10 protein-coding genes are annotated in these 12,333 nt (G+C 54.7%); 6 read left to right on the top strand and 4 right to left on the bottom strand.

The genetic code is table 11. From position 1 onward, the window contains the following. Window positions 1-18 precede the first annotated feature (18 nt). The gene (locus LVD14_RS00265) at window positions 19-642 is read right to left on the bottom strand and encodes a class I SAM-dependent methyltransferase (protein WP_237132025.1); all 624 of its coding nucleotides are present in this window, start codon (window positions 640-642) and stop codon (window positions 19-21) included. A 206-nt stretch (window positions 643-848) separates the two neighbouring features. Between LVD14_RS00265 and LVD14_RS00260 the strand changes: the two genes are divergently transcribed. Then, window positions 849-2,273: an alpha/beta hydrolase gene (locus LVD14_RS00260; protein WP_237132024.1), complete on the top strand. Its 1,425-nt coding sequence runs from the start codon at window positions 849-851 to the stop codon at window positions 2,271-2,273. Between the two features lie 13 nt (window positions 2,274-2,286). Here LVD14_RS00260 and LVD14_RS00255 read toward each other — a convergent pair whose 3' ends face one another. After that, on the bottom strand, window positions 2,287-3,306 hold the full coding sequence (locus LVD14_RS00255) for an aldo/keto reductase (RefSeq protein ID WP_237132023.1): 1,020 nt from the start codon (window positions 3,304-3,306) through the stop codon (window positions 2,287-2,289). 126 nt (window positions 3,307-3,432) lie between these two features. On the opposite strand from LVD14_RS00255, the gene LVD14_RS00250 reads away from it, so the two are divergent. Beyond that, entirely contained in the window at window positions 3,433-3,927 is a 495-nt protein-coding gene (locus LVD14_RS00250; RefSeq protein ID WP_237132022.1) for a DUF6265 family protein, read from the top strand. 3 nt (window positions 3,928-3,930) lie between these two features. On the opposite strand, the gene LVD14_RS00245 is transcribed toward LVD14_RS00250, so the two are convergent. After that, window positions 3,931-6,381 (bottom strand): PAS domain-containing protein, encoded by a 2,451-nt coding sequence (locus LVD14_RS00245; RefSeq protein ID WP_237132021.1) that lies wholly within the window; start codon window positions 6,379-6,381, stop codon window positions 3,931-3,933. A 202-nt stretch (window positions 6,382-6,583) separates the two neighbouring features. Here LVD14_RS00245 and yghU point away from each other — a divergent pair, with 202 nt between their 5' ends. Together yghU and LVD14_RS00235 are read left to right on the top strand one after the other, a co-directional pair. Then, window positions 6,584-7,453, top strand: coding sequence for a glutathione-dependent disulfide-bond oxidoreductase (gene yghU / locus LVD14_RS00240; RefSeq protein ID WP_237132020.1), 870 nt, complete (start codon window positions 6,584-6,586; stop codon window positions 7,451-7,453). 66 nt (window positions 7,454-7,519) lie between these two features. After that, window positions 7,520-8,896, top strand: coding sequence for a PAS domain-containing protein (locus LVD14_RS00235; RefSeq protein ID WP_237132019.1), 1,377 nt, complete (start codon window positions 7,520-7,522; stop codon window positions 8,894-8,896). On the opposite strand, the gene LVD14_RS15495 is transcribed toward LVD14_RS00235, so the two are convergent. Continuing rightward, a complete protein-coding gene (locus tag LVD14_RS15495) occupies window positions 8,885-11,365 on the bottom strand; it encodes an amidase family protein (RefSeq protein ID WP_317622667.1) in 2,481 nt (826 codons plus the stop codon). The genes LVD14_RS00235 and LVD14_RS15495 overlap by 12 nt on opposite strands. A 363-nt stretch (window positions 11,366-11,728) precedes the next feature. On the opposite strand from LVD14_RS15495, the gene LVD14_RS00220 reads away from it, so the two are divergent. Beyond that, complete coding sequence (locus LVD14_RS00220) at window positions 11,729-12,004, top strand: hypothetical protein (RefSeq protein ID WP_237132018.1); 276 nt, start codon at window positions 11,729-11,731, stop codon at window positions 12,002-12,004. After that, window positions 11,964-12,326 carry a hypothetical protein gene (locus LVD14_RS00215; RefSeq protein ID WP_237132017.1) on the top strand — a complete coding sequence of 121 codons (363 nt, stop codon included), beginning with the start codon at window positions 11,964-11,966 and terminating at the stop codon, window positions 12,324-12,326. Before LVD14_RS00220 ends, LVD14_RS00215 begins: the two co-directional genes overlap by 41 nt. Window positions 12,327-12,333: the final 7 nt, after the last annotated feature.

The raw sequence follows: 12,333 nt of genomic DNA, 5'->3' as shown, positions 1-12,333 counted from the left end.
CCTGCACGGTTTCATGACTCACGAGCTTTCATTAAGAGGCGCCCGATCGAGTACAGCCGGCGTTGCCATGGCTGCTGGCTTGGACATTTGATACACAAAAGCTGGCAGGATATTCAGAGGCACGAAGCTGACATCATCCATGGATTTGCCAAAAACCTGCTCGATATCGCTCTGGTTGCTCTTGAAGTATTGATATTGCAGGTACAGGCCGCCTTCCCTGAGACCATACTGCACAGCATTCAGTATCTGGTACAGGAAGGCGTTGGCGCTGGCTGCATCCTCAAAATTCTTCAATGGCAATGAGGAAATGATCACGTCATAGTGGCCGGGGCGGGTCAGCAGCTGGGTCACACAGCTGTTATAGAGAGCGACCTGTTTATCCGGATGGGATGCCATCAGGCGGTGAATCGAGTCGTTGTACTCAGACTTGATTTCACAGATGTCCAAACTTGAACCGTTCGACATGCGTTGAATCAGCTGATCGGTAATGGCGCCACGGCCACTGCCAATTTCGAGAATACGCAGGTTACGGGAGAAATCCACCCGCTTCAGCATGGCCGATACCAGAAATCGGGAACTGCTTACGATCAGGCCGTCTTCTTTGATATTGCGCTGGATGTGGCGGTACAGTTGAATCAGCATTGATGCTCAGGTCACTCAGTCAGGTCGAGCATCATAACCCGAAGCGTCGCCCATGCAAACATGCCCTTAGTCACGTATGACGCTGGGCCAATTGGCAATTTGACGGGGCGAGCCATATACTGGCCCGCATCCACAATAATAATGCTTGCCCGGAGCGATGAACCTCAAATGTCAGCCCCCGGCTAGCCTCAGACAGGAACTACGACATGACCCTCAATGGCACAACCAACCGTAAATCTCAACTGCTGGCCATGGCTGTCAGTGCCACGATTCTGACCGCCTGTGCAGGCGGCGGCATGACCGGGCAGAGAGAGCATGATGCACGGACATTCGCGCCTATGGCTGTGCTGGCCTTTGATGCGCAGCCCGGCGCACGGGCGTTTTATGGCACCTATGAGGGTTTGCAGGGTTCAGCTGTTTACACCGCAGAGTTCCCCGCTGGCTGGGACGGCGACGGTCTGGTCATGTACACCCACGGGTATCGTGGGACGGGGGCTGAGCTGGCGCCATCCTTGCCACCTGCCGCGTTTCGCGAGGCAGTGCTGGCGGCTGGTTATGCCTGGGCCGCTTCATCCTACTCGGCCAACTATTATGATGTACGCGCCGGTATTGAAGATACCAACAAGCTGGCGCGTGAGCTTACCAGCTATCTGCAGCGCGACTGGCAACAGCAGCTTGCCGAGCCCGCTCAGTACCTGATTTCCGGCACGTCGCTGGGCGGACATACGGCTGCTGCCGCTGTAGAGCGGGAAAATATGCAGCGCACCCTGTATCCGGTGCCCTATGCCGGTGCCGCACCATTCTGTCAGGCGGAACAGAACCAGTTTCAATGGCTGGGGGACTACAATCGACTGGCCATGACGTTGGCCGGATTCAGTTATCTGCCATATTCAGAGTTCCCACAGCTGGTTGGCACGCCCGATGCCCCTGGTCCGGTAGTCCGCAATCTGTTCGTGATTGATCCGGCCACTGGCCAGTCCACCTGGGAGCCAGCCAATATCAATGGTGAGCGCCTGATGGCCATGGCCATGAATCTGACAGGCGGTGACCGGCCCATCTTTGAGTACGGCTTCCAGTCCCGCTATCAATACACTGTCATGGGCAGCGGAGGGGATGACGGCTCTGTGCGCGGGATTCTCGATCGCAATGTTTACGATAACGCCGATCGTGTTTATCGCTGGACTGACAATACAAGTCCGACCGAAATGGAAGTGTCATTCAATGACATCATGATGCGGGAAGAGGCTGCCCGCGGTGTCAATGCCATCCGCAATGATGGCGTGCGCTGGCTGCCGGAGATACACGGCGACTTTTCAGTCCCGGTGCTGACACTGCATACCCTGGGTGATTTCTATGTGCCGTTTCGGCACCAGCAGCTCTACCGGCAGGGTGCGATTCGTAATGGCAATGATGAGCTGCTGGTGCAGCGCGCGATCCGGGCGCCCGGTCACTGCGATTTCTCGGCTGACGAAATTCGCACTGCGCTGAGCGACTGGCTGATCTGGGTCAATGGTGGGCCCAAACCCGCCGGTGATGTGGTGCTTGATCCTGAGGCCGTCGCGCAGGACAGCTATGGATGTGCATTCACGACGCCGGATCGCGAGGGCCTGCCGGCCTGCTCGCGTCCGTGACGGTGTTATATCCTCAGCCCATGGGGTAGGGGATATCTTTATGGACCTGGTCGCAGGCCTTGAGCGTTTCTTCGCTCAGGGTCACATCCAGTGCCGCCAGTGAGTCATCAAGCTGATCTGCGGTGCGCGCGCCAATGATGGTGGATGCCACGAAATCAAAGTTCATGCTCCAGGCAGTCGCCAATGTGGTTGGTGTGATACCAGCTTCTTTGGCAATCTCTATATAGCGGGCCGTGGCGGCCAGCGTTCCGGGATTCAGGAAGCGGTCAGCCATGGCACGCTGGCGCGGGTTTTCCAGCTTGAGATACTCGCTGAAACGAGCCACTTCCGGATAATTGTCAGTATTGTACTTGCCGCTGAGCACACCGCCCCCAATTGGCGAGTAGGGCAGCAGCGATACTTTTTCGCGACGGCAGACGGTGGCGAGCTCATCCAGAAAGCGGCGATGCAGCAAGGAAAAGTTGTTCTGTATTGACTGGAAGCGCGCCAGACCTTCGTAGTGGGCCACTGTATTGGCTTTGGTAAGTCCATAGGCGTTTTCGTTCGATGTGCCCAGATAGCGGACCTTGCCCGATTCTACCAGCCGATCCAGTGCCGCCATGGATTCCTCAATCGGTACCACGGTATCGGGCCAGTGCACCTGGTAGAGATCAATGTAATCAATGCCCATGCGTTTCAGGCTGCCTTCAACGGCGCGCTCAATGTGATGACGATCAATGGCCGTCAGGCCGTGGCGGATTGGCGGCACAAACCAGCCAGAAGCGGCGCCGGCGACTTTGGTCGCGATGATCAGGGAATCGCGGTTGCGGGTCTTGATCCATTTGCCAAAAATGGTCTCGGTGTCGCCAACGGTCTCCTTGCGCGGCGGTACTGGATAGACCTCGGCGGTATCGTAGAAATTGATACCACGCTCGTACGCCTTGTCCAGGATACGAAAAGATTCTGCTTCGTCGCTCCAGCTGCCAAAACTCATGGTGCCCATGCAAATGGGGCTGACACGCAATCCACTGTTGCCTATATAACGATATTTCATTGTTGTTCCACCATGTTGATCATCATCCAAGCGTCCGATTATGGCATTAGTGACTTGTGGACTGTCAAACGCTGAGCGTATCGGATACGATTTGAGCACAGTAACAACAACCGAATGGAGATCAACATGAAAATCACCCAACTGACGTCCTGGTGTGCAGCGGCTATTCTGGGGCTGGGCGCGAGTTTTGCCCTGGCACAGCCACCAGCGGCGACAATCGAAGACCTGGACTGGATGACGGGCAACTATGCCGGTCAGCTGGGCCCGAATGTGCTGGAAGAGAACTGGATTGGCGCTGAAGGTGGCTCCATCGCCGCAATGGTCCGTATGACTGGTCCCAATGGCACCAGCATGTTCGAGATGATCACCATTGAAGAAGTAGATGGCTCGCTGGTATTACATTTGCAGCAGTTCAATCCGGGCTTTCAGCCTCGTACGCCCGAGCCCATGAAAATGGAGCTGGCCATGATCATGGACAATCATGTGCATTTCAACAATGTCGGTGAGACCGGCATGCGCTCGCTGGGTTATACACTGGATGGCGACACGTTCACCATTCACATCGAGCAGCCGGACGGTTCGAGAACCAATCTGCAACTGACCAAACGCAGCCTTTGGTAAGAGTCAACGATTGCCGCTGGAGAGCACGCGTCGAACTTTGCTCGCAAGCTCCTGGCGGCGAAAGGGTTTTTGTAGCAGTTGCACGCCAGGGTCCAGACGACCGTGGTGAACAATGGCATTTTCGGTATACCCCGACGTAAACAGAACTGGCAGACCCGGTCGTATGGCCTGGGCCCTGTCGGCCAGCACCTTGCCGCTTATGCCACCTGGCATGACGACGTCAGTTAATATCATGTCGATACTCGAATCCTGCTCCAGTATCACGATTGCATCTGCGCCATTGCTGGCGCTTAAGACGCTGTAGCCCAATGATTTCAGCAAGCCTTCCACGTGACGACGAACCAGGTCGTTGTCTTCCACCAACAATATTTTCTCATGTCCGGTAATGATGCCGGATGTGTTTGAAACCGCTGCGTCGTCATGGTCAATTTCATACGAGCGGGGCAGGTACAACTTTACAGTTGTACCGTGCCCAGGTTCAGAATAGATCCTGGCATGGCCATTCGACTGCCGGACAAACCCATACACCATGGCAAGACCAAGGCCACTACCCTTGCCTGTGGCTTTCGTTGTAAAGAAGGGATCAAAGGCATGGGCGGTCGTGTCGGCATCCATCCCCGTGCCTGTGTCGGAGATGGCGAGCTGCACGTATTGGCCTGCATTCAAGTCGTTCAGATCAGCATAGTGGTCATCGACGGCGACATTCGCAGTCTCTATGGTTAAGCGGCCGCCCGCCGGCATGGCATCCCGGGCATTGATGGCAAGGTTAAGAATGGCGTTTTCAAGTTGAGATGAATCAACCATGGCGCGCCAGAGGCCTGCACGTTGAACGACTTCAATCTCAATACTTTCGCCGAGAGTCCGCCTTAATAGCGGTTCAAAGTTGCTGACCAGGCGATTGATGTCCGTTACGCTTGGGTCAAGTGGCTGACGCCTTGCAAATGCAAGTAATCTGTTGGTCAACTCCGCGCCGCGTGTCGCAGCAGTTTGTGTAATCTCAGCCAGCGCCAAGAGTGAAGGATTGGATGTCAGCTCCATTGCCAGTAACTCTGAGTTACCAAGGATGACAGTCAAAAGATTATTGAAATCATGGGCAATACCGCCCGTCAGTTTGCCGATCGAATCAAGCCGTTGGGCATGATGTAGTTTCTCCTCCATGGCCCTGCGTTCACTAATATCGATTAGTGAACCAATCGCACGGATTGGTTTGCCCGTCTGATCTCTGATGATATGGCCTCGGTCCAGCACGTACCGGTACTTGCCATCTTTGTGTCGCATGCGATATTCGCCCTGCCAGTGATCCAGGTCGCCATCAAACGCGCGTTGTACGCTGATTTGGAGCTGCTGCAGGTCATCGGGATGAATCAGTTTCAGCCAGGCGTCGGAGCTTGCTGTCAGTTCAGCCGGATCGTATCCGAATTGGACCTTGATGCCGTCACTCCACCACAGGGAGTCATTCACGATATCCCAATCCCAGACGATATCATGGGTGCCTTGTGTAATAATTTTAAGTCGCTCTTCTTGAAGCTTCAGTGCCTGGTGTTGCTGGCTGCGCTCGATTGCAAGTCGGACGAATTTCGCTATGCGTTCGATAGTCTTCAGTTCTTCATAGGCTGGCGACCTTGGGGAGTCAAAATAGACGGCAAAGGTGGCGATACATTTGCCTTCTGTATCGAGCACTGGCACAGACCAGCATGCCCTCAGGGGGGTGCCCTCAATCATGTGCTGGTAGTTCGTCCAGAGCGGATCCGTTCGAATATCCGTTACAATGACAGTCTCGCGTCTGTAGGCGGCAGTGCCACAGGATCCGGCCGACTCACCAATTTCCAGCCCGCTGAGTTCCTGACACAAGGCTTTGGGCAGGGCGGGGGCGGAACACTGCGTGATGTAACCGTCCGCGACCAGCAGTATGGAGGAGCGAGCACCTGACATTGTGTGATCAACGGCGAGGGTAATCTCATCCAGAATGTCGTTAAGCGGATCATCACGGCTGATTTTCGCAAGTACCCGCGCCTCCAGTTCTCCGATTTCCCTATCTAATGTCAGTCGTGTTTCGGCTGAAACGCGAGCGTGCGTGTTTGTGGTGGTGCCGACCCATCGAATAATGGTGCCTGTTGTATCACGCTGTGCACGGGCATGTGCCTCATGCCATTCATAATCACCTGAGTTGACAGACAGGAGGCGAAACCGAGTATCGTATGGCGCGCCGCTCTGCACGCTGGCGTGCCACTTGATAAGAATGTCATTCAGGTCATCTGGGTGAATTGTTCGAGTCCACCCATCTCCCAGCAGGACAGAAGGTGGTTCGCCGGTCTTGTCGCTGATATCAGAAGAGATGTAGGAGATCTTGCCGTCTGCGCTTGCTATCCAGACAGTAGAGGGCAGTACTTCTGCCACCAGATCCAGCAATGCCTGCTGGTCGGTATCGAGCTGACTTTGGTCGTGCGTCATCATGACAATCAGGACACCCGCTCAGATAGTAATATTGTAATTGGTTTAATCAATCCAGCGTGTCTCTAAACTCATTCTTCACCGATTTTGTGCAATTGTCCAGTCCAGGCTGAAAACCGGTGCGTAACGTTATGTATTCATCAGTGATTGTTTTACAACGCATACACTGTTGTAATCCGGTTAGGGAAAAAGTAAGGAGTCTGTTATGCCGTCTAAAAACAACCCGGCAAGTTACACGCCACCAGCTGTATGGAAATGGGACAAACAAAGCGGTGGCCGCTTTACCAGTATCAATCGGCCAATAGCTGGAGCGACGCATGAAAAACCACTGCCCATCGGTAAACACCCGCTGCAGCTTTACTCGCTGGGTACACCCAATGGTGTAAAGGCAACCATCATGCTGGAGGAGTTGTTGGCACTGGGCCATGCAGGCGCGGAATATGACGCCTTTCTGATCAACATCACCGAGGGAGATCAGTTTGGCAGCGGGTTTGTGGGGATTAACCCAAACTCCAAAATACCGGCATTGCTGGACACCAGTGCACAGCCCGCACAGCGCGTTTTTGAGTCAGGTTCCATCCTGCTCTATCTGGCGGAAAAGTTTGGTGAATTATTGCCCTCAGAGCCGGCTGCACGGACCGAAACACTTAACTGGCTGTTCTGGCAGATGGGGTCCGCGCCTTATCTGGGTGGAGGATTTGGACATTTTTACTGCTACGCACCCGAGCAGTGGCAGTATCCGATTGATCGGTTCACGATGGAGATCAAAAGACAGTTGGATGTCCTCAATCGCCAGTTGAAAGACAATCGCTTTATTGCCGGTGACAGCTATACCATAGCTGATATTGCCATCTGGCCCTGGTATGGCGCTTTGGTGCTTAACAAAGTCTACAATGCTGCCGAGTTCCTGGAGGCACATACCTACACACACGTAATGCGCTGGGCCAATGAGATCGCTGAACGACCAGCCGTGCGACGCGGCCGTATCGTAAATACAACATGGGGCAAAGAGGAAAACCAGCTGCGTGAACGTCATGACGCGGCTGATATAGATGCCGTACTTGGTGGGCGCTGAGCGCTGACGTACATACGTGATATAATCTGCGCCTTTCAAGTCTGCATGATTGGTAGGAATGATTGCATGAAGCGGGTACTGGGCCTATTTGCATTGTTGAGCGTCAGTGTTAGCGCATACGCTGATATCTTCGCGGTATTTCGCTATGAGGACGGGCGCACCAACTGGCAATACATTGCCAACACCAGTGCCAGCCTGCTGATCATCATCCTCTTGATTGTCATGGGGTTTTTGATTCGAGCTCACCTGAGGGCACGCCGCTCCAACCGGGCGCTGACCGAGATCAAGGCCACGCTCGAGGAGCGGGTTGCGCAGCGCACCCAGGTGTTGCAGGAAACCGCCGAACAGCTGCGCAAGCGAGAAGCCTATATCGCCAGCATCGTCAACTCGATGCCGGTGATGCTGGTTGGTATCAATGACAAGCTCAAAGTTACCCAATGGAATAAAACGGCAGAAGAGTTTACTGGCCGGCCCTACGCGGATGTAGTGGGAGAAAACCTGTGGCAGGCCTATCCTGGAATCACCCTGACGGAAGAACAGGTCAATGACGTGCTTGAGCGTGGCGAGACACTGCAGCTCAAGCACAGCCAGCGCGGCCAGTACACCTATGACATTACGCTGTACCGTCTCAAGCACAATGACGAGACAGGCATCGTGATCCTGATTTCCGACGTCACCAAGCAGGTGAACGCCGAAAACAAAGTTGCCGAGCGGGACAAGCTCTCGGCACTGGGCGAACTTGCATCGGCAATGGCCTACGATATCAGCAGGCCGATTGACGCCATACTGCAGCGCGTGGACCGCTCGCGCGAGCGCCTTGATAGCAGCGACCTGGGCGATGTAAAAACCTTCCTGCTACGCGAAGTTGATGTCGTTGGTCAGAGTGCTCGGCAAGCCAATACTATTGTCCAGAACCTGCTGGATCTGTCGCGTGGTCACCGTGATGTCAAACAGACTGCTGCCATCCCTGATATCGTTGAACGCAGCATCGAGCTGGCATCAAAACTGCTGGTGGACGTTGACGGGCTGGACTTTACTGATGTGGATATTCTACGCGACTATGGCAGTGATGTACCTGAAATTGCCTGTTATCCCAATGAGTTGCAGCAGGTCTTCCTGCGTGTGCTGCGCAGTGCCTTCTATGCGCTGAAATCCGACTCACTGGCGGAGGGACAGCGCCCTCAGATCAAGATCGGTATCGGCAAGTTTTTTGATTCGATATGGATCAAGATCGAACACAAAGGACAGGTGCTAAGCGAGCAGGCTCAGGTCTGTATTTTTGAGCCCTTCTTCGCGTCCGCCGATGGCGCAGAGGCGTGCCCGGTTGAACAGCGCCTCTCGTATCCGTACTTTATTGTCACTGAGCATCATCGGGGCCATATGTCCGTCACCTCGGATGAAAGCCTCGGCACCACATTCAATATTCAGTTGTCACTGGTCTAATATCGGCGCGCGACGCTGTGGCCACGCCTGCTCGATGGCATGGCCAATCGACAGCAGGCGTACATCGCTCATATAGCCGCCCAGCAGCTCGATTCCCATCGGCAGGCCATCTGCGGAAAACCCGACCGGCACAGAAAGTGCCGGGTAGCCCGCGTTAGCACTGAGACTGCAGTTGTTGCCCGGCTGGCTCTCACCTGTCAGCACTGGCAGTGCGCCAATGGGTGGGTAGGCAATCACGTCCAGGTCATGCATTGCCATCACGGAATCAATGGCCGCCTGCAAGGGCTGACGAGCTACCAGAGCCTGGCGGTAAGCTTCCGGATTCTGTTCGCCGGCGGCGCTTCGTTGCAGCAGGTTGGCGACGGCTTCATGATACAGGCCACTTTCCACTATGCTTTGCAGCGTCGGGTAGCGCACACTGCCAAAGGTCTGGAGGTAGTGGTTCAGGTCAGCTTCGAATTCGTGTCCAATCAAGCCTGAGGCGCTGATCAGAGCAGACATGTCTTCAATCGAAATATCAATTATCTCCGCCCCTAGCCGGTCAAACTCGCTGAAAGCCTGCGCCATCATTTGTGCAACTTCGGGAGTCGCGCTATCCATATAATTGCTCAGACGGCCAACACGCAGCCCCTCGATGTCTGCTGTATTCAGGTGACGCTGGAACTGCGGACGACTGCGGCTCAGCATGACAGCGGTTGCCTCATCAAGTGGGTCGTAACCTGTGGTCAGGTCCAATACGATGGCCAGATCTTCGATATGGCGAGCCAGTGGACCGCCGACATCAGGGGTGCTGGCAAGCGGCATGATGCCGTAAATGCTGCTCAGGCCCTTGCTGGGACGCAACCCTGCCAGATTGTTAAAGGCCGCGGGAATACGAATTGAGCCACAGGTATCCGAAGCAGTCGCGATAGTTGCGAAACCGGCAGCCACAGCTGCTGCTGAGCCACCGCTGGAGCCACCTGGCACTCTAGATGGATCGTAGGGGTTGCGCGACTGTCCTCCCAGCGAACTGATGGACGTAATACCGTAGGCAAATTCATGCAGATTGGTTTTGCCCAGTATCACGGCGCCGGCTTCCCGCAGCAGCCTTAGCTGCGTGGCTTCAGCACTCGGGGTAAAGTCTGCCAGTGCCTGCGATGCGCCGGTCGTTGGCATATCTGTTGTGTTGTAGTTGTCCTTCAGTAGTATCGGGATGCCATGCAACAGGCTGCGCGGTCCACTGAACTGACGTTCTTCGTCCAGTCGTCGTGCCTGCGCAACAGCATCCGGGTTTAGCGTGATGATTGTGTTAAGCGCTGGGCCCTGATCATCGTAACGACTGATTCTCCCCAGCATGTGCTGGGCAAGCTGTTCCGCGCTGAGCGTGCCAGTTGCCATCCGTTGCTGCAGGCTCAGGATGGATTGTTCTCCGAGGTCACTGGTTTCTGGTTCAACTGCCGCCTGTGGTGCAGGCAGTGGACGATTTTCAGTGGCCAGGATTGTGCGCAAACGGTCAGGGTAATCGGTAATGATGCCATCAACGCCGATGCTTATCAGATGTGCCATGGTGGCCGCGTCATTGATGGTCCATGGGATCACTCTTATTCCCAGCGTTTGCGCCTGCGTGACCATCTCCGGCGTAGTGAAAGGCTGGTAGTTGGCTTCAGTCACGCTGGCATCCTGCGGGTGCCCGTGCACAGGAGAGATTGCATCAGCGCCAAACGACGCGGCAGCGGCGGGCAGATTGCAGTCAAAATCGTCCATGTCGATGCCGCCAGTCCACGGCGAGGCGCCGGGCATACCGCACTGCAGGAAGGACTGCTCATTGGACAGTGCAATAATGGGCAACTCAGGAGCCAACTCACGCACATGCATCAGGGCGCCCCAGTCAAAACTCTGGATGCTGACCTGGTGCTGCATATCGTGCTCGTAGATCTGGTCAATGACTGCCTGCACGAAGACCTCACGTGGCGCTGTTTCCTCAGGTGCACCAGCCTCGACCTTGGTCTCGATGTTCAACATGACATCGAAGGCGCGATGACGCTTGACCAGATCGAAGACTTCGCTGAGCAGAACCAGCCGCGCACCAGGCACCGTCTGTTGACTGGCATGGGCAGATGCCCGCTGTGAGCCACAATCCAGTGTTCTGACCTGAGACCAGCTCAGGTCGTTGATGTATTTGCCTACGTATGGAAACTGCGGATCGTCAGCTGTGGCAGGGGCAGTATCCAGGCATCGGTGTGGCAGCACCTGACGATCATGAGTGACAACCACATAACCGTCGGCCGTTACCTGAGTATCCAGCTCGAGCGTGCTGACACCCAGCTCAAGCGCATTAGCAAAAGCCTGCAGCGTGCTTTCGGTCACCAGCCCCAGACCGCCGCGGTGGGCCTGTAGGTCAAAATCAGTGTTGTCGGACGGCTGGGCGACGACCAGGGTGCTGGTTGTCAGTAGCAGGAACAGCGCAGATGTCGGAAGCAGATTTGGCATTGTCTTGGCCTGAGTTGTGATTTTTTTTGGGCAATGTGCTGCTGGCTAGTCTATACCACTATTGCAGGCTTCATTAATACACAGGGAGTAAGTGTGATGAGAGAGTTAAGTGTGCAGGAGGTTGGAATGGTGGGCGGTGGCGGTGATGAAGGGCCTCCGGAGACCATGGGGGTAGATTGCTTTGTGTCACTGATTGGGTTTGGAGTATCGCCTTTTTTCGGGCCAGCGGCGATTTTTTACTCGGCAGTGGGGGCGGTTGCTAGTTGTTACGGAACTGATTTTGGCTCCTAGACGAGTTTAACGAGATGCGTTGCGCCTTTACGCCTATTACGTAGGGCGCCACGCTATATCCAGGTGAATCGATTGAAAAAATTTTTTGAGTACTTTTTCTTTCTCGAACTTAAATCCGCCGCCTCCAAGAACTTCCGTGTCAATTTGACCGTAATGTTCATCGGTTGTTTAGGGATGTCGCTTCTATCGATATTTGTCCTTGCAGACAGCGGGTTTGGTTTGCTTTTCGCTGGTCTTGCCTTCTGGCACCGCTACGTGATGCTGAAAGTGTCCAAGGTATATCTTGATGCCATGCCAGCCGGATCAGATGACCATGGTTCGGACGCCGGTGGTACAAGCAATCAATAATAAGCAAGACGAAGAAAGCTTTCGAGTTCAACAGGCGCTGCGAATGGCTTCTCGCGGGCCGAATGCGGTCTGGCTGCATTTGCTGTTTCCACTATCATTGTTATTCGGAACGGCGCTTTTTATAGGTTTACCATTACTGCTTGCGATAATAGCCTCACCGCCATTTGCAGAAAATGCCTTGAAATACCTGGATTGGTGCGTACCTTTGTGTGTGGCTGGAACATTGACCTTCAATCACTGGGCTCGCGGGCGGCTGTTGAAACCCTATCTGGAACAGGTGGCAAATCTGCCCGAGAAGAAGAAAACAGATACAGAGCAATAACAAAATC

This window comes from Pseudohongiella sp. O18 (assembly GCF_021729085.1).
Taxonomy (GTDB): Bacteria; Pseudomonadota; Gammaproteobacteria; order Pseudomonadales; family Pseudohongiellaceae; genus Pseudohongiella.
The sequence above is the reverse complement of the archived record's forward strand: the minus strand, read 5'-3'. Positions and strand labels throughout refer to the sequence as shown.

Excerpts from the sequence above, each read along its gene's own strand:
- LVD14_RS00250 (WP_237132022.1), top strand. The coding sequence starts at position 3,433 with ATGAAAATCACCCAACTGACGTCCTGGTGTGCAGCGGCTATTCTGGGG.
- LVD14_RS00255 (WP_237132023.1), bottom strand. The coding sequence starts at position 3,306 with ATGAAATATCGTTATATAGGCAACAGTGGATTGCGTGTCAGCCCCATT.
- LVD14_RS00215 (WP_237132017.1), top strand. The coding sequence starts at position 11,964 with ATGACCATGGTTCGGACGCCGGTGGTACAAGCAATCAATAATAAGCAA.
- LVD14_RS00265 (WP_237132025.1), bottom strand. The coding sequence starts at position 642 with ATGCTGATTCAACTGTACCGCCACATCCAGCGCAATATCAAAGAAGAC.
- LVD14_RS15495 (WP_317622667.1), bottom strand. The coding sequence starts at position 11,365 with ATGCCAAATCTGCTTCCGACATCTGCGCTGTTCCTGCTACTGACAACC.
- LVD14_RS00245 (WP_237132021.1), bottom strand. The coding sequence starts at position 6,381 with ATGATGACGCACGACCAAAGTCAGCTCGATACCGACCAGCAGGCATTG.
- LVD14_RS00235 (WP_237132019.1), top strand. The coding sequence starts at position 7,520 with ATGAAGCGGGTACTGGGCCTATTTGCATTGTTGAGCGTCAGTGTTAGC.
- yghU (WP_237132020.1), top strand. The coding sequence starts at position 6,584 with ATGCCGTCTAAAAACAACCCGGCAAGTTACACGCCACCAGCTGTATGG.
- LVD14_RS00260 (WP_237132024.1), top strand. The coding sequence starts at position 849 with ATGACCCTCAATGGCACAACCAACCGTAAATCTCAACTGCTGGCCATG.